This window comes from Odoribacter splanchnicus DSM 20712 (assembly GCF_000190535.1).
Taxonomy (GTDB): domain Bacteria; phylum Bacteroidota; class Bacteroidia; order Bacteroidales; family Marinifilaceae; genus Odoribacter; species Odoribacter splanchnicus.
Window position 1 is genome coordinate 776,288 of the sequence record NC_015160.1, and the last position, 24,724, is coordinate 801,011.

Genomic DNA, 24,724 nt, shown 5'->3' on the forward strand with positions numbered 1-24,724 from the left:
AAAAACTTTTTACCTTTTGGATTCTGACAGGATTTTTTGTACAATTTCCTCGATTTCGGCATCTTCGCCTTGCGGATCATAGGCTGCTTTCAGGTTATTTCCGAAGATTAAAGCGATCGATTGCCAGAAGTAGGCATTTACCGTCCCCCGGTATTCCCGGATGTGCGCGAAAGAAGTGTGGCTGGTTTCCCGGTAGATTAATCGGATCAAAATCCGTCCCTGGGTAATGCTGAGTTTCATCAGGGGGGCCTTGAACGTTTTCATCAGTTGGTTGTATTCTTCCTTGATGATCTTTTTGCGGTCGGCTTCCCGGGTGACGGCCGACAGTTTCTGTTCGATCTCATTGACTTTACCGGCAGCTATCCGGGCATAGGGATATACTTTCCGGACATTATATTCCAACCGGGTTTGCCGCCGGTGCTGACGCTGAAACCAGCCGGCATTTTTATTTTTCTGCCGGACACTGACTTCTTCCAGCCAAACATGAGGGAGGGTATCACCTTTCCAGAAGATGGAACGGACGACTTCTTTTTGTTGGGCCGACAGACAATTTATGCAAAATATAAAAAGTATGACCGTGAATATTCTCGGCATCACAAAATAATTTGTTATTTTTGGCTCGTAAAAATACGAATTATTGTGGACGAACAATTTCAGGATTTATTTAAAATAAGAAGGAATCGTAAAAAAGTGGAGATTGGCAATATTTTGATTGCCGAACCATTTCTGCAAGGGAAATATTTTTCCCGGTCCGTTATTTTTATGGTAGAACATGACGAAAAGGGAAGTATCGGTTTTGTTTTGAATAAGCCGATGGCTTACACCACTTCGGATCTGGTTACGGAATTAGCCGGATTGGAATATCCTGTCTATATCGGTGGCCCTGTCGAACAAAATCAACTGTATTATCTTCATAATCATGCAGAAGTTGAAGATGCTTTGCAAATTGTGCCGGGTATCTATTGGGGGGGCGATTTCTCGAAACTGACTCGTTTGTTGCAGGAGGGGAAAATACAACCGGGAGAAGTTCGCTTTTTTGCCGGATATAGTGGCTGGGATGCCGGTCAACTGGATCGGGAGTTGGATGAGAATTCGTGGATGGTAGGGGATATTACTCCTGCGCGTTTTTTCGAAATTCCTAACGATAATTTATGGGAAGCTTCGATGAGCGGATTGGGAGGACGTTACCGGATTTGGGCTAATTTTCCCAAAGATCCGATTATGAATTAATTCGTGAAAAACGAATCAGATAAAATAGCAGGCCGTTCTATCGCTGTCCCTTCGGGGAAAGAGGAAAGTCCGGGCAACACAGGGCATCGTGCTTCTTAACGGGAAGATGTTCGTGAGGGCATAGTAACGTAACAGAAAAAAACCGTTTCACGAAGATTCGTTTTCGCTTGAAATAAGGGTGAAAAGGTGGGGTAAGAGCCCACCGGTACTGCAGGTAACTGTGGTAGCCGTACGTCTCACGAGTTGCAAGGCCATGTATACCGGCGCATTCGATTAGCCCGATCGATGCCGGGGGGTAGGCTGCTAGAGCTGCAAAGTGATTTGCAGAGTAGATAAATGATAGAAACCGTAAGGTACAGAACCCGGCTTACAGGCCTGCTATTTTTTTATTTTACACTAAACAGGAAAGCTGTTGCCGAACTGTTTAAAATATAGTTTGATTAAACCAGATTGAAATGAAATCGATACGTGAGATTTACAATATCGGATACGGACCGTCTTCCAGTCATACGATGGGACCGAGCCGTGCTGCCGGATTATTTTTGGAAAAGAACCCCGGAGCAGAAAAGTTCAGGGTCACACTTTACGGAAGTTTGGCGCTGACGGGGAAAGGCCATGGTACAGACAGTGCTATTCTGAAGGTTATAGACCGTCCCGATGCTGTAGAGATCGTTTGGAAACCGGATATCAGTCTGCCCCGCCATCCCAATGGGATGTTGTTCGAGGCTTTTGTACAAGGGAATACGGTTGATAGTTGGGAGGTATATAGTGTGGGTGGAGGCGCATTGTGGGACGAGTTGGGTACTTTCGACGACGGAAATCTCTACCCGGAGACAAGTATGGCCGAGGTGATGAAATGGTGTCTGGACGAAGGATGTACTTTTGTAGATTATGTAGAAAAATACGAGGGAAGTGAGATATTCACTTATCTGGAAGAGGTGTGGAAACAGATGCAGGAGACGGTAGAGAAAGGCCTGGTGACGGAGGGGGTACTGCCCGGAGCCTTGAAATTGGCCCGGAAAGCAAGTTCCTATAATATTAAAGCTCTGCAATCGTCCGGGTCTTCCCGGCCGATGGGTATGCTTTTCGCGGCAGCTTTAGCTGTCTCGGAAGAAAATGCCGGTGGTGGCCGGGTGGTGACTGCTCCTACTTGTGGGGCTTCCGGAGTTTTGCCGGCTTTGATGTATTTCATGAAATACGATCAGGAGATGCCGGATTACCGGATTATCCGGGGATTGGCAACTGCCGGGTTGATCGGTAATATTGTGAAAAGTAACGGTTCGATTTCAGGAGCCGAAGTGGGATGCCAGGGCGAGTTGGGGACTGCCTGTGCAATGGCTGCCGGAGCAGCTACCCAGATTTGGGGAGGTACTCCCCGGCAGATCGAATATGCTGCCGAAATGGGATTCGAGCATAATTTGGGACTGACTTGCGATCCTGTGATGGGATACGTACAGATCCCCTGTATCGAACGGAATGCTTTTGTAGCTCAAAAGGCTCGGGAAGCTGCTTTGTACGCCCTGTTTTCCGACGGTCGGCACATGGTTTCTTTCGACGATGTGGTGAAGACGATGATGGAAACCGGGAGGGATATGCAGGCCAAATACCGGGAAACCAGTTTGGGCGGATTAGCTCATGTATGCTTGAGGGAGCTAAGCCATATGCCCCGGAAAAATAAGAAGTAAAACGCAACTAAAACGATTAACCGACGTTAATCCAATAGATTTTAAAACAGATAAAGATGGATAGGATAAGACTGAAAGTTTTAGGTCTGTCGTATAGTATGTCGCAGGCCGGTGCATACGCTCTGATTTTAGCCGATGAGCAGGATATGCATCGGATTCCGATCGTTATCGGGATGCCTGAAGCACAGTCGATAGCTATTCAGCTTGAAAAGATGCAGACTCAGCGGCCGTTGACTCACGACCTGATCAAGAAGTTGGCGGATGCGTTGCAAGTCACTTTAAAAGAAGCTTTTATCTATCGTCTGGATTCCGGAATTTTTTATTCGGAATTGCTATTTGAGAAAGATACTCAACAAATCAAAATAGATTCCCGGACATCGGATGCCATTGCTTTGGCTTTGCGTTATGATTGTCCTATTTATTCTACGCCTGAAATTGTGGAAAAGGCCGGTATTGCGGTCGGTCAGGAAACAGGACAGACCGAATCCCCCGAAAAAGAAGAGGTCGTGCAACAACCCTATTCCGTTCAGGAATTGACCCGGATGCTGGACGAGGCTGTCCGGAATGAAGAGTATGAAAAGGCATCGAAGATCAGGGATCTGCTAAAAGAGATGGGGAAATAAAATATCAGGATGACTTATCTGGGGTCACCTTTTTTGTAAATTTGTGATTCGGAAATTAAACTACACAGTAATATAATGAATTATGGACAGTATTAAGTTTGATTACAGTAAAATCTGTAATTTCGTCACTAAAGAAGAAATGATTGCCCTGTATCCTGAGGCCCGGCAGGCATTGAAAAGCCTGAAAGAGGGAACCGGTAAAGGGAGTGATTTTTTAGGATGGTTGAACCTGCCTGTAGAAATCACCTCTGAACAGTTGGCAGATATCGAGAAAACGGCAGCCGAACTTAGAGCACGTACTCAGGTAATGGTCGTTATCGGTATCGGAGGCTCTTATCTGGGGGCACGGGCTGTCATCGAGGCTTTGGCAGATAGTTTCCACAACTATGAAAATACCGGTATGAAAGTGATTTTTGCAGGTCATAATATCGGTGAAGATTATTACCATGAATTGATTCACTACCTTCAGAATAAAGAGTTCGGTATCTGCGTGATTTCGAAATCAGGAACGACAACCGAACCGGCCATCGCTTTTCGTTTATTGAAAGAATTGCTGGAAGCTAAAGTAGGTAAAGAAGAAGCTGGAAAGCGAATTGTGGCGATTACGGATGCTTCGAAGGGAGCTTTACGTACATTAGCCGATCAGGAAGGATATAAAACTTTCGTTATCCCGGATAATGTAGGAGGACGTTTCTCCGTTCTGACACCGGTGGGATTATTGCCTATCGCTATCGCTGGGTTCGACATCAAAGAATTGGTTCAGGGAGCTATAGAAATGCGTAAGGCTTGCATCGATGACGAAAAAAGTATCGCCCTGGAATATGCCGTGGCCCGGACAGCTCTTTACCGGAAAGGATATGCCGTGGAATTGTTAGCTAACTTTAATCCGAAACTGCACTATATCACCGAGTGGTGGAAACAGCTTTACGGCGAGAGTGAAGGGAAAGCAAACAAAGGTATCTTCCCGGCAGGTGTTGATTTTACAACCGATTTGCATTCCATGGGGCAGTATATCCAGCAAGGGGTGCGCATGTTGATGGAAACCGTAATCTCTGTCGGGAAACCCCACTATCAGGTGCAGATTCCTTCGGATGCCGCTAATCTGGATAAGCTGAATTTTCTGGCCGGGAAACGGGTAGACGAAGTGAACAAAATGGCCGAACTGGGTACCCAAATTGCACACGTCGACGGCGGAGTGCCGAATATGAAGGTTTGTATGCCGGCTTTAACCGCTCAGTATATCGGGCAACTGTTTTATTTCTTCGAATTGGCTTGTGGTATCTCCGGAAGTATGTTGGGCGTGAATCCATTCGACCAACCAGGAGTGGAAGCCTATAAAAACAATATGTTTGCCCTGCTGGACAAACCCGGATATGAAGAAGCTTCCAAAGCGATTAAAGCAAAAATTTAGAAAACAGGATTTTTATCCGATAGAATGTATGCAGTCTGAAACATTCAGGCTGCATTTATTATTTCATAGAAAAGTGATATAAACTTAAACCGCTGTAACTATTAAATGGCAGGTATAATTTTTTCTTTCTATTCTGATCACCGAAGACAAATAAGTATAAAAATAATGCTGGAATTAAATCGGTTAGTAAAGTCCGTCGACTTTATGAACTAATTATACTTACGTTTCGATACTTCATTTTTCGGCGTTTTTATTTATTTTTGCTGTGCACAATAACAATAAAATAAGACTATGAGAACTATCGCAATCCTGTGTGGCGGAGGACCGGCACCGGGTATTAATACAGTTGTGGCAACTGTAACCAAAGTGTTTTTGAAAGACGGATTCCGGGTTTTGGCTATCCACGAAGGGTATAAAGGATTATTTGCTGCACATCCCGAGGTGGAGGAACTGACTTATGAAAAAGCCGATCAAATCTACAGCCGTGGAGGCTCTGCCATAAAGATGAGCCGTTTTAAACCGGAAGACCAGGATTTCACGACAGCTTTGTTTGTAAAAGAAGGTATTGAATTGCTGGTGACTATCGGAGGAGACGATACCGCTTCGACGGCTAACCGACTGACGAAATATCTGGCAGCTCATCAGGTAAATATCCGGAATATCCATGTCCCTAAGACAATAGACAATGACCTGCCTCTGCCGGAAGGTATACCGACTTTCGGGTTTACTTCCGCCAAAGAAATGGGGGTGACTATCGGTAAAGTGATAAAAGCAGAGGCATCTACGACCCAAAACTGGTATCTACTGATGTCTATGGGAAGGGAAGCCGGCCACCTGGCTTTCGAGATCGGTAAGGGGATACATGCTTCCATGATCATTATCCCGGAAATGTTCAATAAGACACAAATTACGATCGATAAAATTGTTCGCCTGATCATATCTTCCATGATCAAACGCCGGATCGTGGGGCAGAAATTCGGTGTCGTTGTAGTAGGTGAAGGAATTTTTCATTTTCTACAGGATGAAGATATTGCTTCTTCCGGAATCACTTTCGATTATGACGCTCACGGACATCCTGAATTGTCGGAAGTGAGTAAAGCCCATGTGATCAGTAAAATACTTAAAAACCGGTTGAAAGAACTGAATCTGGATATTATTTGCCGTCCGGTAGAAGTGGGGTATTCTTTGAGGTGTGTGGATCCTTCGGCTTTTGATTTGACTTATTGCACCACTTTGGGAATCGGAGTGAAAAAACTTTATGACGAAGGACATTCCGGTTGTATGGTTGCGGTAAATCTCGAAGAAGAAGTAATCCCTGTGTATCTGAAGGATGTAGAAGACGAGCATGGCAAAATCCGTACCCGTTTGGTGAATATCGATAAAGAAGTAGTACGACAAACCCTGGCTGAAAATATTTACTACCTTACTGCTCAGGATCGCTCTCTGGCGCGTAAATGGCTGGCCGATCCGGAACCGTTCGAGTATGAGAGAATATTAGGATGATAATTACGTTTTCATTATGCTGGCATACACCTATATTGAACAAGGGAAATTCGAATTACTGGAAAAGCAGAGACCGCAAATAAAAGATTCGCGTGATGCTATTGTACGTGTAACGCTTAGCAGTATTTGTACCAGTGATCTGCACATAAAACACGGCAGTGTCCCCCGGGCTCTACCCGGAATAACAGTCGGGCACGAAATGGTGGGTATCGTAGAAGAGATCGGTATTGATGTCGGTTCGGTCAAGCCCGGAGACAGGGTCACTGTAAATGTCGAGACATTTTGCGGGGAATGTTTTTTCTGCAGACGGGGATATGTAAATAATTGCACCGATCCGGACGGAGGATGGGCTTTAGGGTGTCGTATCGATGGAGGGCAGGCCGAATATGTGCGGGTTCCTTATGCCGACCGGGGATTGAACCGTATTCCCGATACCGTTAGTGACGAACAGGCTTTGTTTGTCGGCGATGTGCTGGCTACGGGTTTTTGGGCTTCCCGCATTTCGGAGATTTCCCGGGAGGATACCGTCCTTATTATCGGTGCCGGTCCTACCGGAGTCTGTACCTTACTTTGTACTCTGCTAAAACATCCAAAACGTATTATCGTTTGTGAAAAATCTCCTGAGCGAATCCGTTTTATTCAGGAATATTATCCGGAGGTAGAGGTAACTACACCGGAAGACTGCAAAAATTTCGTACTTCAAAACAGTGAGCATGGTGGAGCCGATGTGGTGTTGGAGGTGGCGGGAGGGGCGGACACCTTCCGTTTGGCATGGGATTGTGCCCGTCCCAATGCCATTATCACTATCGTAGCTCTTTACGATAAACCCCAACTTCTTCCTTTACCCGATATGTATGGTAAGAACCTGATCTTCAAAACCGGTGGAGTTGACGGTTGTGATTGTGCCGAGATCCTCCGGTTAATCGAGGAAGGGAAAATAGATACGACTCCTCTCATTACTCATAGATTCCCGCTGAAGGATATCGGAAAAGCTTACCATATCTTTGAAAACAAACTGGATGGGGTAATCAAGGTGGCCATAATTTCAAAAGTGGGCCATTTATAGAATAGGAATTTTATAAATCAGCCCCAGGGAGAAGGTTTGAGGATGTTCGTCCAAAGCCTGAAAATTTTTTCCCAAAGCCGTATAGGTGTATCGTTTCCCCCGGTAGGCTGCGAAGAAATGGAGATTTTCTTTCATCGGATAATATTCGATACCACCCTGATATCCCCAGGTAGTTCTGTATTTTCCGGATAGTAAGAGCCCGTTGCTTTTTCTGACTTCAGCCGTTTCATACATCCCTTTGGCAAACAGGTTGAGTTTCGGGAAAATACGGTAATTGATACGGCTCACCAGAGATAGATAGCCGCTGTGTTGTGCACGCACAGGTTGATCTTCCCGGTAGGTAATGCCGGAAATAATACCCAGTTTGTCTATATCTTCTGCCGAATACATCACATCGAAATACAGGTTGAATCTTTCCTGTACCCAGGCTGCTGCCAAAGCCAGAAAATAGACATTTTGCTTTTCGCCTTCGTGGAATAAAGAAAAAGAACAGCGGGTGAGTAAATGTTCGTTCAGAAAATTGCCGTTCCAGTTTAGGGTATAGCCGAGGGGGGCTTTGGCTGCTTTGACTTTTTCAGGGAGAGGACCGTAAGTGTCGTCGGCTTTTCCGGAATGTCCGTCGACGATCTGGAAACGGATTTCCTGGGTCGGTGTCAGCCACCAGCAAAGATTGGCGCCGACCAGAAAGCAGGTGATCTCATTTCCCAGGTCCGAATATTCATAAACTTCTGCCGGATTGGCATCGTATTCGAAACCTCCGAAATCGGCGTATTGTTTACCGATAAAAGTCGATACGGTAGGAGTGATCCGGAATCCGACACCGAGACAATCGATAGAAGAGGGCATATTGTCGAGCTGTCCGGGGGTATTGTTCCGGTTCAGATGCTGCAACCATTTGTAATAGATCCGGTCGGTGACGTCACCACTGACTTCCAGACGCAGATAATCTACCCGAAAAGCCGATTTTTCGGTAGACTGGCTGGATAAGGCGGTATGATAAGCGATCCGGGTATTTAAATCGACATGCGGCAAACGATTGCGTTTGGAAAGGCCGGAAAGCTTTTCAAAAAGGGTTTGTCCTTTGAGGGAATCTACCCATAAAGAGGCCGGCGCAGCATAGCACAACAAAATAAAAAGCCCCAGGAGGCTAAAGTATCGGATCTGATTCATATTTTTTATATTCACGGTTTACAGGCCGCAAAAATAATCATTTCACGATAATAATTGTGCGGAGAACAGGATGATTATTTCTCCGCACAATTTGATCAGAATACAGGAAGCTGGTATACTAATCCTAATTCAATACGTTGTGGATTACTATTACCGACTCCGAATATTTTAGCTTTGTCGGTATATTGGAAAGAGCGGCCGATGTAATTCAGAAAGAAATGGAGGTTCTCTTCCATCGGATAATATTCGATTCCGGCCAGATATCCCCAGGAAGTCCGGTATTTTCCCTTGGCAAGTAAGTCTGAGGCTTTCTCTACTGAAGCGGTTTCATACATTCCCTTTGCAAAGAGATTCAGCTTGGGAAGAACCCGGTAGTTGAGGTGAAGCACCAGAGATAGGTAACGGGTGTCCAGGGCCCGGGTGTCATATCCGTCATTAGCGGTAATTTCCGAAATGATACCTGTACGGTCGAGGTCTTCGGAGGAATACATAAAGTCGAGAAAACCGATAAAACGGTTTAAATTGACTTCGGTTCCCAAAGCATAATAATACCAATTCTGTTTTTTTGCTTCGTGGAAGATAGAGGCAGACCAACGTGTTTTCAACTTATCTTCCAGCATGCTGCCGTTCCAGTTTAACGTATAACCGAGCGGGGCTTTCGAAGCTTCGATGTTGTCCGGAACTTTTCCGTACATCTCTTTAAACGAACCGTTCCGTGAATCGACGACCTGAAAATGAAAATCGTGTCGATCGTTGAGCCGATATGAAAAATCGACTCCGGTCAAAAAATTACTCATGTATTCCAGCATATCACAGTATTGATACACTTCGATCGGGTTCAGGTCGAATTCGAATCCTCCGAATGCAGTACATTGTTTTCCGGCAAATACGGAAAATTGATCGGTAACATGAAAACCGACGGCTGCATAATCGATCGACGTGGGTAGGTTGTCCAAGGATTGGGCATTATTCGCCCGGTTTAAACGCTGACGATAACGGTAATAAATCCGGTCGGTGATGTTACCCTTGGCTTCGATCCGGAGCTGATTCATCCGGAAAGAAGTTTGTTCTTCATTGCCATTATTAAAGTATACATTGAAACTACCCTGCATATTCAGGTACAGGTTAAAGGCATCCGTTTTTTTTTCGAGACGGGTTACTCGTTCGAATAAAGCGGGGCCTCCGGCATCCGTGGAAGATTGCATGTCCAGGTGTTGGGCATACAAGGCCGGAAAGGAGAGTGTACATAATCCGCATAACAATATCCATTTTTTCATAGAGAGTCGGTTTAATAAGCATTAAAATAATTCTGAATGACTTGTGGATCTTTTGTTTTTGTCAAAGCCAGCATCAAGAGTATCCGGGCTTTTTGAGGATTCAATTCCTGTGAAGCCACAAAACCGTATTTGGCATCGTCTACCTCGGCATCGAGTGTTGTCGGTCCGGTCGGAACGCGGCTGGAACGTACCACCAGTATACCTTGTTTACTGGCATTTACCAATTTGTCGAACAAATTCTTATGGATATTACCGTTTCCGACTCCGGCATGGACGATACCTTGGTAACTGTTGGTGATCAATGCATCCAAAGCTTCGGGTTCGACATTGGAATAACTGTAAACAATACCTACTTTAGGTAATTTATCCAGATGAGTGACATCGAATACCGATTGGAGCGTATGGAGTTTATCGGTCGATTGGTTATAATGTACTTTTCCATTGAATACATACCCTAAAGCTCCGGAATTGGGGGCTTGGAAAGCTTGTACGTTGATGGTATTCATCTTGGTGGCGGCATGGGCACCCAGGATGCTGCCGTTCATCACGATCATCACTCCGCGACCGACCGACTCGGAAGCACCGGCGGTAACGACGGCATTATAGAGATTCAGCGGACCGTCGGCACTCAATGAGGTTGCCGGACGCATCGCTCCGACAAGTACTACCGGTTTATTGCTTTTTACGGTCAGGTTTAAGAAAAAGGCCGTTTCCTCCATGGTATCTGTGCCGTGGGTGATCACTACACCGTCCACCTCTTTTCTTTGTAGCAGTTCGTTCAGATAATGAGCCAGTTTCAACCAAACTTCGTCGGACATATCCTGGGAACCGATTTTTACAATCTGCTCTCCGGTGATGTTAGCGATTTCTTTCAATTCGGGTACCGCCGAAATTAATTCGTTGATCGCAACCTGACCGGCCCGGTAACTGCTTCCGGTAGTACTGGTCCCTGTGCCGGCAATGGTTCCTCCCGTAGCCAGAATGTGAATGTTAGGCAGTTTTTGTGCGAAACTTCCTGCCTGTAAAAACAGAAAGAGTGTGGCAAATAAGAAAATAAATCTAAGTGTTTTCATATCATTCGGTTTAAAAGTCAATAAAATGCTTAGAAAATAAATTGTACCAAAATCAGTCCGGTCACGACGGAGGTGATGGTAGCGATCAGTCCCGGCATCATAAAAGAGTGGTTCAGGACATATTTTCCGATACGGGTAGTCCCTGTCCGGTCGAAATTAATGGCCGCGACAACTGTCGGGTAGTTGGGAATAAAGAAATAACCGTTTACAGCCGGAAACATGGCGATCAACAAAAAAGGTGAAATACCCAGGGCAATCCCCAAGGGCATAAAAGCCCGGACGGTAGCGGCCTGGCTGTATAACAGGATAGACATGATGAACAGGGCGATCCCGAACAACCAAGGCATTTGTGTGACTATTCCCTCGATAGATCCTTTCAGTTCGGTCATATTTCCTTGTAAGAAAGTATCACCCATCCAAGCGATACCGAAGATCGCGACAACGGCCTGCATTCCGGCCGAAAAGACACTACCCTGAGCTGCTTTGATTCCGTTGGCTTTCGTGAATAATAAAATCAAAGCTGCAGCCGATAACATCAGGATCTCGATAATAGAAGCCATATCGACAGTGACCGGTTTCCCATCGATAATATGAGAGGGACGGAGGTTGTCGAAAGACCCGAAGATAACGATGAAAACAGTGGCAATCACAAAGATAAGAACAGAAAGTAAAGCCTTATGTTTATTACCTATATCCTTGAGTTCATAATGGCTGTTGTCTAATAAACCTTCCTTCAGACGTCTTTGGTATTCGGGATCGTCGACTAATTCTTTACCTACCCTTAGCGAATACAAAGCTCCGAGAAAGACGCCGCATAGCGTGGATGGAATCGTAATGATCAGGATATCGAGCAAAGAGATATTGAATCCGGTTAAAAGTCCCAAAAGGGCAACGGTAGCCGCAGAGATCGGACTGGCTGTAATGGCTTGCTGGGAAGCGATGACAGCTATTCCTAAAGGACGTTCGGGGCGTATTTTGGTTTCCCGGGCTACTTCGGCAATGACCGGAAGAACAGAATAAGCGACATGGCCTGTTCCGGCTACAAAAGAAAAGAAATAGGTCACCAGGGGACTTAGGAAGGTGATTTGGGCGGGACGTTTCCGTAAGAGGTGCTCGGCTCCGCGTACCATCAGGTCCAATCCTCCGGCTGCCTGCATACAAGCAGCGGCAGTAATAACAGCAACTATCATCAGCATCACATCGATAGGAGGGGTTGTCGGTTGTAAACCGAAAACAAAAGTCAAAATTCCCAGACCGATACCTCCCATAACCCCCAAACCGATACCTCCTAAACGGGCACCGACGATGATCGCTGTTAAAACAAAAGCAAATTGTAGTATCATACCCTTTTTTTATACTCTAACAAATTGTACACAAATAATTCAAAAATGTTTCATTTACATGGAGATATCTATCTATTTTCTTGTAAGATTAAAAAAAAATCTACATCTTCGCGGGCGAATTTATCATATCGGGAAAAGATTTTATTATTATCAAAAAACAATTAAGAATGAGAACATTAGGAAAATTGAAATTAATAGCAGTTTCTGCTGCTTTAGTATTGGGAATGAGTTCCTGTTTAAAGAACGATAAGAAATTCGCCATTTATGCATCACCGGCTTATATTCTTCAGGAAGGGAACAGGTATCAGCTGCAAATTCAAGTGCAGGGAAATGAACAAATAAAGTCGGCTTCAGCTTCTTTGAATGGTAAAAACTATTCTTTTTCTGCTGTGGAAGGCTCCCAAAATTTTTTGATGCAGATCAATGCTTATTCAGCACCGACATTGGATACGATCAAGGAAGGTTTATGCACCGTTACTGCTTTTAATGCCGAAGGCAATTCGGCAGTCAGCCAACTCCAGTTTTATGGTACGGATAAAAAAATCGGAAATGTTACGCTGACAAAATTTTCTTATTCCGGAGCTGATGGTAAAGTAACTGCGGAATGGAATAAAGTCGAAAATGCAGAAGCCTATTATTTATTGTATCGGATCAAAAGTTCTTCTATGATGTTCGGAGATAATATGTGGCTTCCGTATGTTCAGTTGTCTGTCACCGATAAAGAGAACCCCTCTGCAACGACAAATATTCCTTTTACTAAAGACGGTGAATATGAAATTGCAATCGGAGCTACCTATAAGACAGCTTTGAGAGTATCCGACCGTACTTTGCGTGTTACCGGCGGAAAAGATGCTTCTATCAACTAAGCTTTTTTAGAAAAATCATATCGGAAAGCGGGATTTTATCGATCCCGTTTTTCTTTTGTCTGTATTTTTGCCGACTCCGTGTCTGAGTTGAATTCGGTCCTGAATGATACCGGAAAATGAGATGGGAATCGGCGGCAAAAGAATATATTAAAATGAACCCCCCGAGCCGATAAGCAAGAGGGGTAAAAACGGTATGTACCGAAGGATTAGCTCAATCTTACTGTATCCATAGCGATCACAAGCTCTTCATCTGTAGTAACCGTCATCACCGTGGTAGTCGATTGTTCTGTGCTGATAATCGTATCTTTTCCCCGGACTTCGTTCTTTTGTTTGTCGACCTGGATGCCAAGGTAGTCCATATTCTTACAGGTTTCCCAGCGTACCAGATTGTCGTTTTCGCCGATACCTCCCGTGAAGATAATCAAGTCTACACCGTTCAGTACTGCGGCGTAAGCTCCGATATATTTCTTCACATTGTAACAGAAGACATCGAGAGCCAAGGCCGCTTTTTCGTTGCCTTTTTCCATGGCTGCCTGCAATTCGCGGAAGTCAGAAGAAACACCGGAGATTCCCTGAACCCCTGATTTCTTATTAATCAAATTATTGGCTTTGGGAAGGTCCAGCCCTTCTTTTTCACAGATATAGAGTAGGGCACCCAAATCCAGATCTCCGGCCCGCGTTCCCATCACTAGTCCGGCTACAGGAGTAAATCCCATCGAGGTATCGACCGATTTACCTTTATCGATCGCCGTAATCGAAGCTCCGTTACCCAAATGGCAAGTGATGATTTTCTTTTCGGTAATATCCCAACCTAAGATCCGGCATGCTTTCTCTGCTACAAATTTATGGGAAGTACCGTGGAAGCCATATCTTCTGACTCCGTATTCTTCATAATATTCGTAAGGAATACCATAAATGAAAGCTTTTTTAGGCAGAGTCTGATGGAAAGAAGTATCGAAAACGGCTACCTGAGGTACGGAAGGAAGCAATTTTTCCATCGTTTCGATCCCTTTCAGGTTTGCCGGATTGTGCAGAGGAGCGATTTCACCTAAAGCTTTGATTTTAGCTTTGGCTTCATCGTCGATTTTCACGCTCTCGGAGAAATATTCACCTCCGTGTGCAACACGATGGCCGACAGCATCGATTTCGTTCAGAGATTTCAATACTCCATGGTCAGGATGAACCAATGCTTTCAGGATCAGATCCATACCGACACTATGGTCCATAATCGGTTGCTCGGCGACTACTTTGTCTTTACCTTCCGGTTTATAGGTAAAACTACCGTAAGTCAAACCGATTTTTTCTACAATACCTTTGGCGAGCACGACAGGTACTGCATCCATATTCAGTAATTGATACTTGATGGACGAACTACCGCAGTTTAATACTAAAACATTCATTTCTATTTTATTAAACGTTTTTATTCCGTTAATTTATTCCGGCGGCCTGATTTACTGTGATCGCTACCAGATTGACGATATCACTGACAGAACAACCTCTGGACAGGTCGTTGATAGGAGCGGCCATCCCCTGAAGTACAGGACCTACAGCTTCGATACCGGCGATACGTTGTACTAATTTATAACTGATATTTCCAACTTCCAGACTAGGGAAAATCAAAACATTGGCTTTGCCGGCGACAGGGCTACCCGGAGCTTTGCTTGCCCCTACGGAAGGAACCAGCGCTGCATCGGCCTGCATTTCTCCGTCGATCATAACGTCCGGAGCCATTTGTTTGGCCAGTTCTGTTGCTTTTACCACTTTGTCGACCAATTCATTTTTGGCAGAACCTTTCGTAGAGAAACTCAACATAGCTACCCGGGGCTCGATTTTGGCAATGGCACGGGCTGTTCCGGCTGTAGATACCGCAATTTGTGCCAGTTCTTCTGCTGTCGGATTAGGAAGTACTGCACAGTCAGCACAAACAATTAAACCGTTTTCACCATATTCGGGTTTGTTGGTCAGCAACAAGAAGGCACCTGAAACGACGGAAATCCCCGGTAAAGTCTTTACAATTTGCAGAGCAGGACGTAAAACATCGCCCGTTGCATTTTTAGCACCGGCAACTTCTCCGTCTGCATCTCCGCTCTTAATCATCAAAGTAGCCAGGTAAAGGGGATCTGTAACCAGTTTTAAAGCTTGTTCTCTGGTCATTCCTTTACTTTTACGCAGCTCTACCAATAAATCGGCATATTGTTCTTTTTTGGCATGTGATTCAGGATCGATAACGGTAGCTTTGCCGATGTTTTTCAGATTGTGTTTTTGAGCTAAAGCTTGTATTTCGGCCGGATTACCGATCAGGATAATCTTAGCGATCCCTTCTCCGATAATCTGGTCTGCTGCCTGAATCGTCCGTTCTTCTGTACCTTCCGGGAGAACAATTGTTTTACACTGTTTTTTGGCGTTTTCTTTGATTTGTTCTAAAAGTTCCATTGTATTGTATTTTTTATCCAGTTTCTTTTAAACGTTTGCAAAAGTAGGAATAAAATAACTAAAAAAGAAAAAGAGTTGCCTTTAAAAGGTCAACTCTTTATATCGAATTCGAATTTTGGCTTATTCCCCTTCTTTGTAGATGGTGACACAAGTATTCGCATTGCCTATATCGATACCGACAGCTAGCTGAGGATTTCTGAATATCTTAATTTCTTCCGCTTCAATATTATGCGGGATATTCGAACGGGCGACGGAAGATTTGATTTTAGAGTTCAGACAATACCCCTGAGAAGCACATTTCTCCGGTTCAGGATATACATTGACCGATACGATATCGCCGAATTCTTCTTTGAAGCAATCGACCAGTTCAGGATACAAAGCACCACCACCGACTAAATACATTTTCGTACATTTATTGAAATCATCGTCTATAAATGCTCTTCTTAAATTAGGAGCGACGATTTCATTATAGTACATTTTCAATACTTTTTCACGTATATCCAATATGTTGTGTTTAACCCGGTTTACAGTGATATTTCCTTTTTGGAAAGCTACATCTATCTGGTGTTCTGTTTTGAGGTTCAGATAGAAATTTTTACTGAGCTCATTAGCCAATAAATTTACGGCATGACGGATACCGTGGGTACTGACGGCTGAACGGTTGATCAGTCCGGCTCTTGTCGAAACGACGGCTTCGCAGGTGCCGTATCCGAGGCTGACGATAAAAAAGTTTTCTTTTTCTTGCAGGTTCCCCTCGCGGATTGCTGTCGTACATCCCATAATTTCAGGAATAATCTCGACTTTACCTACGTTCACTTCACGTTTGGTTGTATTCGGACCACCGAAAGTGGAAGCATCGTAATTGATAATATGTCGTCCTTGTAAGACTTCCATCGCTTTATCCCGGTAGAGTATATAAGTTGCGAACGGGAATCCTGTCGTCAGATAGATTTCCTCTTCTCCTTTCGGTTGGGTAAGCAACAAACTGGCTTCACTCAATAATTTATACTCTTCGTCTGTCGGGGCTGCATTGATACTCTTATGTGGAGAATAGCCTTCGACCAGTGCCAGGTTACCGACGATGTAATCCGTATCATCGAGATTGATCTTTATCCCATCCAGTATATTTTCTGCAACGTTAGCAAGTTCCTGATTAGTCGCTTCATATACGCTAGGAAAATTGTAAGACTTCAACATATAAAATGATTATTTTAGGTTTTAACATTTCAATTACACACAAACACGTACAAATCTATATAAAATATTTGAATGGAGGGTGTTTTATATCCAAAAATCGTTAAAAAAATGATTTCTTTAAAAATGCAGACTATTATTTAAGAAAAATATGTTCTTTTGTTCTTATGTCGTAAATATAAAAACACCTATATTTGTCTCTACTAAAAAACTATATGGAACAAGAAATACAACTCAACGGCCACAACAAACAGGAGTATCCTCCTATGCATACGGCAGAGCATATACTGAATCAGACTATGATCCGGATGTTCGGCTGTGAACGTTCGAAAAATACGCATATCGAACGAAAAAAATCAAAATGCGATTATATTTTATCTGTCGAGCCAACTGCGGAAATGATCACAGAAATAGAAAACAGAGTGAACGAAGTGATCGGACAAGATTTACCTGTCACCACTTGTTTTGTTACCCGGGAAGAGGTGCCTGAAGGGGTGGATCTGAGTAAACTTCCTGAAGATGCCAGTGCTACTTTACGGATTGTGAAGATCGGAGAGTACGACACTTGTGCTTGTATCGGACAACATGTCGGTACGACTGCCGAAATTGGAAAGTTTAAGATTATATCCTGGGATTTTGAATCGAACCGTCTGCGTTTAAGATTCAAACTGGAGCTTTAATCCGGTCTATTTTTTCGGCATTTCATTTGTTTCATTATCTTTGTGGTTTAAAATTTAATTAATCGTTACGACGGTTAAAAGTCTAATTAATTATAGTTGAAGTAAAACTGTTATTATGAAGTTATTAGAAGGAAAGACAGCACTGATTACCGGTGCTTCCAGAGGTATTGGGAAAGCGGTGGCTCTGGCATTTGCCAAACAAGGTGCAAATATTGCTTTTACGGATTTGAGATATGACGAGAATGCACAGGCTACTGAAAAAGAAATCGAAGCTTGTGGAGTGAAAGCTAAAATGTATGCCTCCAATGCTGCTGATTTTGCCCAGACTGCCGCTACTGTAGAAGAGATTGCAAAAGAATTCGGCCGGATCGATATTTTAGTGAACAACGCCGGTATTACTAAAGATACTTTGTTGATGAGAATGACGGAAGAACAATGGGATGCCGTTATCAATGTCAACCTGAAATCTGTATTTAATTTTACCAAAGCCGTATCGGCTATCATGCTGAAACAGAAAAGCGGTTCGATTATCAGCATGAGCTCTGTTGTCGGCGTGAGCGGAAATGCCGGACAGGCGAACTATTCTGCTTCCAAAGCCGGTATTATCGGTTTTACCAAGAGTGTGGCCAAAGAATTGGGATCCAGAAATATCCGGGCCAATGCCGTTGCTCCGGGATTTATCATTACAGATATGACGGCACAGTTGCCCGAAGATGTGCGTAAAGAATGGGCCGCTAAAATTCCTTTGAGAAGAGGAGGTACGCCTGAGGATATTGCCGATGTATGTACCTTCCTGGCTTCGGATATGTCCAGATATGTTACCGGACAAGTGATCCATGTTTGCGGCGGTATGAATATGTAATATAGGTGATGCTCCGAAGCAGAAAAAACGCTGCTTCGGGGTATGCTAAAGCGGTTCGGGGTGGTATTTGAGTATTCTATGGCATGGCTTTTGCCTATTGCAGGTTTATCGTTTGTTATTGCCTGGCTTAAATTCAGGAAACTTTCAAAATTACCGGATATTTCTAAAGGAATGGCCCTGCTTATTTCCGGGCTTCGTTTTATTGTCATTTTTACTTTACTTGCTTTACTTTTAAATCCTGCTTTTTCGTGGGTCGAAAAGACGAAAGAGAAACCTTTGCTGGTCTTGGCTCAGGACAATTCTGCTTCTCTGATAAAAACGAAGGATTCCTTGTATTATCGGAATGAATACAAGGCATCTTTAGAAAAGATGATCGAGGCTTTGAAAAGCAAGTTCGATATCGTTCCTTTAACTTTCGGAGCTTCGATCCGTCAAAACGATGAATACGATTTCTCGGAACAATACACGAATATCTCAGCAGTATTCGACTATACCGACCAGCATTTTATCGTCCGCCGCCCGGCGGCTATGATTTTATTCTCCGACGGGATCTACAATACCGGTGTGAATCCGAAATACAAAACACCTGATTTTCCGGTCTATACCGTTGCTTTGGGGGATACCGTTGCTTATCCCGATGTCTATATCCGGAATGTGGAAACGGATAAATTCAATTTTGTAAATACTATTTTTCCGATAAAAGTCGAAGTCGGTGCCATAAAACAGAAAGGAAGCCAGGTAAAATGCAGTTTAAAACAAAATGATCAGGTCATTGCCCGACAGATTTTAACTATTGGACAAGATTATTTTTTTCAGGAAGTCTCCTTCGAAGTAGAAGCTCCGAAAAAAGGAATATTCCGGTATAGTGTCGAACTGGAAAACGATAGGGTGGAACGTACTTATGAAAACAACCGGATAGAAACCTGGGTGAATATTATAGATAATTCTGCTAAAGTTGCTATTTATACCACTGCTCCACATCCGGATATTGCTGCAATTAAGAATGCAGTCGGTGTATCCGGTATATACCGATGTAAACTTTATCGCTGGGAAGAACCGCTGGATAGTCTGAATGCTAATCTGGTTATCTTGCATAATCCTGATCCGCATAGTACAGGCTATCAGCAATTGATGCAGGAAATAAACCGCAGAAAATTGTCGGTTTGGTATATATTGACTACGCCCGAATGTATCGCTGGTTTCTCCAAACTCCAAAATTTATACACTTCCGATATTAGTGCCGATCAAACCGAATATGCCTCTTTACAGATCAATGAACAATTTTCCTATTTCGAATTCTCGGAGACGGAAAAAGCGGCTTATAAGGATTACCCTCCTATAATCGTACCTTTTGGAGAGATCAACACCGGTGCTGGGAAAATTTTATTCAGTCAGAAAATTAAAAATACACCTACTTCGAATGGAATTCTTGGTTTTTATGATTTGAATGGACAAAAAATTTCTTATTTTTGGGGAGAAGGTCTTTGGAAATGGCGATTATATTCCTATCAGGAAAATGGTAATCACGAACCGTTCAACACGCTGATCAATAAAATTGTGGGTTATCTGACTACCCGTCAGGGAACGGAACGCTTGGTGGATGACATTGAACCTCTCTACGAAGAGTCGGAAGAGATTGTGATTAATGTAGAGTTGTATAACGATAGTTATGAACTTATTAATACTCCTGATCTAAAGATGGAATTAAATATTGGCGGGAAAACGTATAACTATCTTTTCAATCGGAACGGGGAAAAATATAGAATGACTTTGGGTAACCTGCAGGCCGGAGAGTACAATTTTCGTCTGAGTACAGATTTGAAAGGAGAACGATTCACCAAAAAGGGAATTTTTTATGTGAAGAGCCATAATCCGGAATTGAATCGTTTAGTGGCCGATCCGTCCTTACTCAAAGAAATAGCCCGGCATACCGGAGGGGAGTCGGTAAGTGTACGGGATATGGTCCGATTGACGAATGAATTGAATTCAAATGACAGATATATATCCGAATACAAAAGTGAAACGGGATTTTCAGACCTCAGTGAGATAAAAATATTAGGGTTGATAATACTTTTGCTATTATGCATGGAATGGTTTTTACTAAAATTTTTCGCCGGTTGATTTTGGGCCTTTGGGGGGCCACCCTGTGTTCGTGTACCACCTATCGCACCTTATCGATCGAGATACTTCAACCTGCCGGTTTTCATATCGAACAAGGAAAAAAACTGGCTTTGCTAGAAAGAAACATCCGCAACGAAAACAGTATATTGACTTTTATGAAGAATATTCCTGAATTAGACCGGGAGTATTTATTTGAAGATTTCTGTGAAGGGGTGAAATTTATCTGGGAAACTTCGGGGTACAAAGATGCTATAATATGTTTAAAAGAACAGGAAATGGGCTATTGGAACCAATCCTCTACTCCGCCCCCTTTCGCTCCGGATAGTATAATGAATATGTGCCGGAATTTTCACGTGGACTACCTCTTATCCATAGAACTACAGTATTATGATAACGCAGATCCTGGAGGAGAGATAAATACCATTTGGTTTACCCGGTTGTACGATAAAGAACAAGGCGAACCGGTCGATTCTGTGAAGATCTCTTTTAAACTGGATCAGGAAAAACTCGGGGAGTTCGATAACATACCGGAATGTATCCGCAATAGTTTTTGGGAAGCAGGAATGATTTCAGGCCGGCATTTGGTTCCTTCGTGGCAAAAAACACAGCGAAGAGTGTATACTTCCGGGAAAGTGTTGCGGCTGGGGGATACTTTTTTGAGGCATGGTGATAGCGAAGAGGCATTCAATATATGGACCGGTGCCTTAAAATTGACGCCTAAAACAGCTGTCCAGGCCGGGATTAATTTGGGATGGTTGTATGAAAATGCCGGAGATTTCGAACAGGCAAGAGATATTTTATCGGAATGCCGGAAGCTGGCAGAAGAGAATAAGCTAAAAGGGGAAGAAGTGAATTACCTGAAAGATTATCTCGAAATCATTTGCCGGAGAATTACAGAGATGGAAATTCTGGATCGACAAACTTTGCCTGCCGAGCCTTAAAAACAGAAAAGTATATGTTAGATATTTATAAAGCTTCGGCTGGATCAGGAAAGACTTTTGCCCTGACCCTGGAATATTTCAGGACGATTTTTGCTTCTCCTGCTGAATATAAGAATATTTTAGCCGTGACCTTCACCAATAAGGCCACCGAAGAGATGAAGTCGCGTATTATCAATGAACTGCATCGTTTGGCAGACGGGAAAACAAGTGATTACGGAGAGGCCTTGAAGCAGGAATTCGGATTTACCGACGAGCAATTGAAAAACAGAGCTGTTTTGCTTCGTACAATGTTATTGCATGATTACGGACGATTGGCAGTGACGACGATCGATCGTTTTTTTCAACGCATTATCAAAGCTTTTACCAGGGAATTGGGCATCTTTCCGGGCTATAATGTAGAATTGGATAGTGATTTTGTATTGCTCAAAGCTGTCGACAAAGTCATGCAACAGGTGAAAGACAATCCGGGATTGAAAAATTGGATCAGTGAATTGATGAGTAGTAATGTAGAAGAGGGAAAATCGTGGAGTATCAAATCAAAAATAGCCGAGCTCGGTGAAGAACTGTTCAAAGAGAACTACATGCTTTTTGACAAGCATATTCTGGATAAATTCAGTGATAAGGAATTTTTGAAGAATTACCGCTCTTTTTTGACCGCTACCGTTCAAGCTTACGAAAGCCGGCAGGCTGCTATCGGACAGGAAGCGATCGGATTGATCCGGAGCGAAGGGCTTGAACAAACCGACTTTAAAGGTGGAAAGGCAGGATGTGTATCTTATTTTTATAAACTGGTTGCCGGGAATTTCGACGAACCGACGGCTACCGTAAGAAAGGGGGCTCAGGATAGTGCGGCGTGGGTAACCAAAACTTCTCTCCGCAAAGCAACCATCGGGTCTATATGCCCCCGGCTTATGCAACTCTTGCAGGATATTCTGAATCGGTTCGACCAGGATTACAGCTATTATTTGTCAGCCCGGATGCTGTCCGATAATTTGTACCAGTTGGGGATTTTAAATGACCTTTATCAGGAGGTTAGGGCCTATTGTGACGAGAAAGGGCTCATGTTGCTGAGTGATACGACGCATATTCTGAATATGCTGATTGCAGATAACGATACGTCGTTTTTATTTGAAAAGTGTGGGAATTATTATAAGCATCTGATGATCGACGAATTTCAGGATACTTCGGGGATGCAATGGAAAAATTTCCGCCCCCTGGTGGTAAACAGTTTATCGGAAGGGTGCCGGACTATGATTGTGGGAGATGTCAAGCAAAGTATCTACCGTTGGCGAAACGGAGATTGGAGTCTGCTGGCCAACGAGGTAGAGCGGCAATTCAGCAGCTTGGGAGTGAATACCGTCATTTTAAAAAATAACTGGCGTAGTGCCCCTGAAATCGTAAATTTCAATAATACCTTCTTTGAGAAAGCAGTCGGTATGCTGACCGATCTATACATTGCCGATGCAGGTGGGGAAGTAAAGGAAAAAACGATAGCTGAAGCTTATCAGGGACTTCAACAGATTCCCCGGAAAAAGAAAAAAGGATATGTCGATATTGTGTTCGGCCCCGACAAAAAGGCAGAAGGGGGGGAGAATATAATCCTGGCAGACCTGATCGCAATCATTCGGGATATCCGGCAAAGGGGAGGACAGTTAAAAGATATCGTTATTTTGGTGAGGGGTGGGAAGGAAGGTGCGCTGGTTGCCGATTTTCTGATGGAATACAATAAGACAGCTGACCGGCCGATCGGTTTTATCTCAAATGATTCGTTGTACGTCTGGTCGTCTCCCTATATACAATTTATCATCGCCATTCTGAAATATATGGTAGATCCCTACGATATGGTCAATAAGACCCAGATTCTTTATTTTTATCGGGTTTTTATTCAGGATGAGAACAATCCGGATTTGCACGATATCTTTTCCGGAATAGGGGAAAAAGAATTATTCGAGGTCTTAGGAACTGATTTTGAATTGGATAAAAATAAAATCATGTCTTATTCCTTATATGAGACGATTGAAACTATTCTGGATAAATTTTCACTTCGTAAGAAACGGGAAGAAATTCCTTATTTGATTGCGTTTCAAGATATTATATATGAATATGAAACCAATAACTCCAATAGTATAACTTTATTTCTGGATTGGTGGGAGAAAGAGCAGGGTAAAAGAGTACTGACCACTTCCGAAGAAGTCGATGCAGTGCGTATTTTAACTATCCACAAATCCAAGGGACTGGAATTTGAATTCGTACTTTTGCCGTTCTGTAGCTGGGAACTGGATAGTGTCCGGCCCGTCAGACGAATTTGGTGTATGAATAACGAACAAGGATTCAATCAATTAGACTATGCTCCATTGAACTATTCCTCCAAGTTAACGAACACCATCTTTAAAAAAGATTACCTGGACGAACACCTGAAAGCCTATATCGATAACCTGAACTTGTTATATGTTGCCCTGACGCGTGCCAAGACCGAGCTTTATGTACGTCCGTACTCTCCCAAAATCAATAAAGACGGTAGCATCTCGATGTCGGATATCGGAGCTTTTATTTATAGTGTATTAGCTGAAACCGAATTAGTGGATAATGCAACTATGCAGGTCGCATTGGGAGAAAAACAGTGTTTCCCTTCAAAAGCCGGAGCAGGTCAGACTTCTGTTACTCTTCAGAATTATCCGGTTTTTCAACCGGGAGAAAGAATCAGTATCAAGTACAAATTCCGGGACTATACCGAGCCTCAGCAAGCTTCTCTTTCGGCGATCGACGAAGGAAAATTATTGCATGAAATTTTTAAACACATCCGGTATGCCGGGGATGTGTCACAGGCTGTTCAACAAGCCTATTTGGAGGGATTGATTTCTATCCGGGAAAAGGAGGCTTACTGTGCGAAGATCGAAGCATATATTTCCAACCCACAAGCTTCTGAATGGTTCGGACCCGAAAATAATATTATGAATGAGAGGGATATTTTATTTCCCGGAGGCAGGAAAACCCGTCCGGACCGAATTATTTTCAACGGTTCGGTAGTCCGTATCATCGATTATAAATTCGGACAAAGTGAGGAAAATAAATATTTGAAACAGGTCGGTTTTTATTGTAATACCTTACGGAAAATGGGATTTAAAGAAGTAGAGGGGTATGTATGGTATGTAAAGTCCGGTAAAATCGTACAGGTATAAAAACAAGCTGTCTCGATACTGAAGCGAACCCTAAGAGTTAGACAAAAAACTTTGGCAGTTGTATAAA

20 protein-coding genes and 1 other RNA gene are annotated in these 24,724 nt (G+C 43.3%); 13 read left to right on the forward strand and 8 right to left on the reverse strand.

All coding sequences use genetic code 11. The annotated features are described in order from the left end of the window. Positions 1-9: 9 nt before the first annotated feature. Complete coding sequence (locus ODOSP_RS03240; protein ID WP_013610978.1) at positions 10-594, reverse strand: DUF4294 domain-containing protein; 585 nt, start codon at positions 592-594, stop codon at positions 10-12. 45 nt (positions 595-639) lie between these two features. Here ODOSP_RS03240 and ODOSP_RS03245 point away from each other — a divergent pair, with 45 nt between their 5' ends. From ODOSP_RS03245 to ODOSP_RS03270, 7 genes are all read left to right on the forward strand, one after another. Continuing rightward, complete coding sequence (locus ODOSP_RS03245) at positions 640-1,230, forward strand: YqgE/AlgH family protein (RefSeq protein WP_013610979.1); 591 nt, start codon at positions 640-642, stop codon at positions 1,228-1,230. Between the two features lie 24 nt (positions 1,231-1,254). After that, positions 1,255-1,616: RNase P RNA component class A (rnpB, locus tag ODOSP_RS19060), an RNA gene on the forward strand. A gap of 69 nt (positions 1,617-1,685) precedes the next feature. After that, positions 1,686-2,915: an L-serine ammonia-lyase gene (locus tag ODOSP_RS03250; protein WP_013610980.1), complete on the forward strand. Its 1,230-nt coding sequence runs from the start codon at positions 1,686-1,688 to the stop codon at positions 2,913-2,915. A 56-nt stretch (positions 2,916-2,971) separates the two neighbouring features. Continuing rightward, a complete protein-coding gene (locus tag ODOSP_RS03255; RefSeq protein ID WP_013610981.1) occupies positions 2,972-3,538 on the forward strand; it encodes a bifunctional nuclease family protein in 567 nt (188 codons plus the stop codon). 82 nt (positions 3,539-3,620) lie between these two features. Continuing rightward, positions 3,621-4,949, forward strand: coding sequence for a glucose-6-phosphate isomerase (locus ODOSP_RS03260; protein ID WP_013610982.1), 1,329 nt, complete (start codon positions 3,621-3,623; stop codon positions 4,947-4,949). Positions 4,950-5,240: 291 nt separating this feature from the next. Next, positions 5,241-6,452, forward strand: coding sequence for a 6-phosphofructokinase (locus ODOSP_RS03265; RefSeq protein ID WP_013610983.1), 1,212 nt, complete (start codon positions 5,241-5,243; stop codon positions 6,450-6,452). Positions 6,453-6,468: 16 nt separating this feature from the next. Continuing rightward, positions 6,469-7,518, forward strand: a complete 1,050-nt coding sequence (locus ODOSP_RS03270; RefSeq protein ID WP_013610984.1) for an alcohol dehydrogenase — start codon at positions 6,469-6,471, stop codon at positions 7,516-7,518. On the opposite strand, the gene ODOSP_RS03275 is transcribed toward ODOSP_RS03270, so the two are convergent. The 4 genes from ODOSP_RS03275 to ODOSP_RS03290 form a co-directional block, all read right to left on the reverse strand. Continuing rightward, positions 7,513-8,688, reverse strand: a complete 1,176-nt coding sequence (locus ODOSP_RS03275; RefSeq protein ID WP_013610985.1) for a porin — start codon at positions 8,686-8,688, stop codon at positions 7,513-7,515. The genes ODOSP_RS03270 and ODOSP_RS03275 overlap by 6 nt on opposite strands. 95 nt (positions 8,689-8,783) lie before the next feature. Continuing rightward, a complete protein-coding gene (locus ODOSP_RS03280) occupies positions 8,784-9,965 on the reverse strand; it encodes a porin (RefSeq protein ID WP_013610986.1) in 1,182 nt (393 codons plus the stop codon). An 11-nt stretch (positions 9,966-9,976) separates the two neighbouring features. Then, positions 9,977-11,038 (reverse strand): L-asparaginase 2, encoded by a 1,062-nt coding sequence (gene ansB, locus ODOSP_RS03285; protein ID WP_013610987.1) that lies wholly within the window; start codon positions 11,036-11,038, stop codon positions 9,977-9,979. A gap of 29 nt (positions 11,039-11,067) precedes the next feature. Next, positions 11,068-12,381, reverse strand: coding sequence for an anaerobic C4-dicarboxylate transporter family protein (locus tag ODOSP_RS03290; RefSeq protein WP_013610988.1), 1,314 nt, complete (start codon positions 12,379-12,381; stop codon positions 11,068-11,070). Between the two features lie 167 nt (positions 12,382-12,548). Here ODOSP_RS03290 and ODOSP_RS03295 point away from each other — a divergent pair, with 167 nt between their 5' ends. Then, complete coding sequence (locus tag ODOSP_RS03295; RefSeq protein WP_013610989.1) at positions 12,549-13,247, forward strand: hypothetical protein; 699 nt, start codon at positions 12,549-12,551, stop codon at positions 13,245-13,247. Positions 13,248-13,453: 206 nt separating this feature from the next. Here the strand turns inward: ODOSP_RS03295 and ODOSP_RS03300 are convergent, their stop codons facing one another. From ODOSP_RS03300 to ODOSP_RS03310, 3 genes are all read right to left on the reverse strand, one after another. Beyond that, entirely contained in the window at positions 13,454-14,647 is a 1,194-nt protein-coding gene (locus tag ODOSP_RS03300; RefSeq protein ID WP_013610990.1) for an acetate/propionate family kinase, read from the reverse strand. A 28-nt stretch (positions 14,648-14,675) separates the two neighbouring features. After that, the gene (pta, locus tag ODOSP_RS03305) at positions 14,676-15,680 is read right to left on the reverse strand and encodes a phosphate acetyltransferase (protein WP_013610991.1); all 1,005 of its coding nucleotides are present in this window, start codon (positions 15,678-15,680) and stop codon (positions 14,676-14,678) included. Between the two features lie 120 nt (positions 15,681-15,800). Beyond that, complete coding sequence (locus ODOSP_RS03310) at positions 15,801-16,877, reverse strand: ParM/StbA family protein (RefSeq protein WP_013610992.1); 1,077 nt, start codon at positions 16,875-16,877, stop codon at positions 15,801-15,803. A 212-nt stretch (positions 16,878-17,089) separates the two neighbouring features. Here ODOSP_RS03310 and ODOSP_RS03315 point away from each other — a divergent pair, with 212 nt between their 5' ends. The 5 genes from ODOSP_RS03315 (at position 17,090) to ODOSP_RS03335 (ending at position 24,657) form a co-directional block, all read left to right on the forward strand. Next, complete coding sequence (locus ODOSP_RS03315) at positions 17,090-17,554, forward strand: alanyl-tRNA editing protein (RefSeq protein ID WP_041556339.1); 465 nt, start codon at positions 17,090-17,092, stop codon at positions 17,552-17,554. Positions 17,555-17,669: 115 nt separating this feature from the next. Then, a complete protein-coding gene (fabG, locus tag ODOSP_RS03320) occupies positions 17,670-18,416 on the forward strand; it encodes a 3-oxoacyl-[acyl-carrier-protein] reductase (protein WP_013610994.1) in 747 nt (248 codons plus the stop codon). A 42-nt stretch (positions 18,417-18,458) separates the two neighbouring features. Then, entirely contained in the window at positions 18,459-20,537 is a 2,079-nt protein-coding gene (locus ODOSP_RS03325; protein WP_013610995.1) for a polysaccharide deacetylase family protein, read from the forward strand. Next, positions 20,498-21,478 (forward strand): DUF6340 family protein, encoded by a 981-nt coding sequence (locus tag ODOSP_RS03330; RefSeq protein WP_013610996.1) that lies wholly within the window; start codon positions 20,498-20,500, stop codon positions 21,476-21,478. The genes ODOSP_RS03325 and ODOSP_RS03330 overlap by 40 nt, the downstream gene beginning before the upstream one ends. A gap of 14 nt (positions 21,479-21,492) precedes the next feature. Then, positions 21,493-24,657 carry a UvrD-helicase domain-containing protein gene (locus ODOSP_RS03335; protein WP_013610997.1) on the forward strand — a complete coding sequence of 1,055 codons (3,165 nt, stop codon included), beginning with the start codon at positions 21,493-21,495 and terminating at the stop codon, positions 24,655-24,657. Positions 24,658-24,724 lie beyond the last annotated feature (67 nt).

Bases quoted from the DNA above. Each gene is read 5' to 3' on its own strand.
- ODOSP_RS03240 (WP_013610978.1), bottom strand. From the start codon at position 594: ATGCCGAGAATATTCACGGTCATACTTTTTATATTTTGCATAAATTGT.
- ODOSP_RS03250 (WP_013610980.1), top strand. From the start codon at position 1,686: ATGAAATCGATACGTGAGATTTACAATATCGGATACGGACCGTCTTCC.
- ODOSP_RS03255 (WP_013610981.1), top strand. From the start codon at position 2,972: ATGGATAGGATAAGACTGAAAGTTTTAGGTCTGTCGTATAGTATGTCG.
- ODOSP_RS03260 (WP_013610982.1), top strand. From the start codon at position 3,621: ATGGACAGTATTAAGTTTGATTACAGTAAAATCTGTAATTTCGTCACT.
- ODOSP_RS03265 (WP_013610983.1), top strand. From the start codon at position 5,241: ATGAGAACTATCGCAATCCTGTGTGGCGGAGGACCGGCACCGGGTATT.
- ODOSP_RS03270 (WP_013610984.1), top strand. From the start codon at position 6,469: ATGCTGGCATACACCTATATTGAACAAGGGAAATTCGAATTACTGGAA.
- ODOSP_RS03275 (WP_013610985.1), bottom strand. From the start codon at position 8,688: ATGAATCAGATCCGATACTTTAGCCTCCTGGGGCTTTTTATTTTGTTG.
- ODOSP_RS03280 (WP_013610986.1), bottom strand. From the start codon at position 9,965: ATGAAAAAATGGATATTGTTATGCGGATTATGTACACTCTCCTTTCCG.
- ansB (WP_013610987.1), bottom strand. From the start codon at position 11,038: ATGAAAACACTTAGATTTATTTTCTTATTTGCCACACTCTTTCTGTTT.
- ODOSP_RS03290 (WP_013610988.1), bottom strand. From the start codon at position 12,381: ATGATACTACAATTTGCTTTTGTTTTAACAGCGATCATCGTCGGTGCC.
- ODOSP_RS03295 (WP_013610989.1), top strand. From the start codon at position 12,549: ATGAGAACATTAGGAAAATTGAAATTAATAGCAGTTTCTGCTGCTTTA.
- ODOSP_RS03300 (WP_013610990.1), bottom strand. From the start codon at position 14,647: ATGAATGTTTTAGTATTAAACTGCGGTAGTTCGTCCATCAAGTATCAA.
- pta (WP_013610991.1), bottom strand. From the start codon at position 15,680: ATGGAACTTTTAGAACAAATCAAAGAAAACGCCAAAAAACAGTGTAAA.
- ODOSP_RS03310 (WP_013610992.1), bottom strand. From the start codon at position 16,877: ATGTTGAAGTCTTACAATTTTCCTAGCGTATATGAAGCGACTAATCAG.
- ODOSP_RS03315 (WP_041556339.1), top strand. From the start codon at position 17,090: ATGGAACAAGAAATACAACTCAACGGCCACAACAAACAGGAGTATCCT.
- fabG (WP_013610994.1), top strand. From the start codon at position 17,670: ATGAAGTTATTAGAAGGAAAGACAGCACTGATTACCGGTGCTTCCAGA.
- ODOSP_RS03325 (WP_013610995.1), top strand. From the start codon at position 18,459: ATGCTAAAGCGGTTCGGGGTGGTATTTGAGTATTCTATGGCATGGCTT.
- ODOSP_RS03330 (WP_013610996.1), top strand. From the start codon at position 20,498: ATGCATGGAATGGTTTTTACTAAAATTTTTCGCCGGTTGATTTTGGGC.
- ODOSP_RS03335 (WP_013610997.1), top strand. From the start codon at position 21,493: ATGTTAGATATTTATAAAGCTTCGGCTGGATCAGGAAAGACTTTTGCC.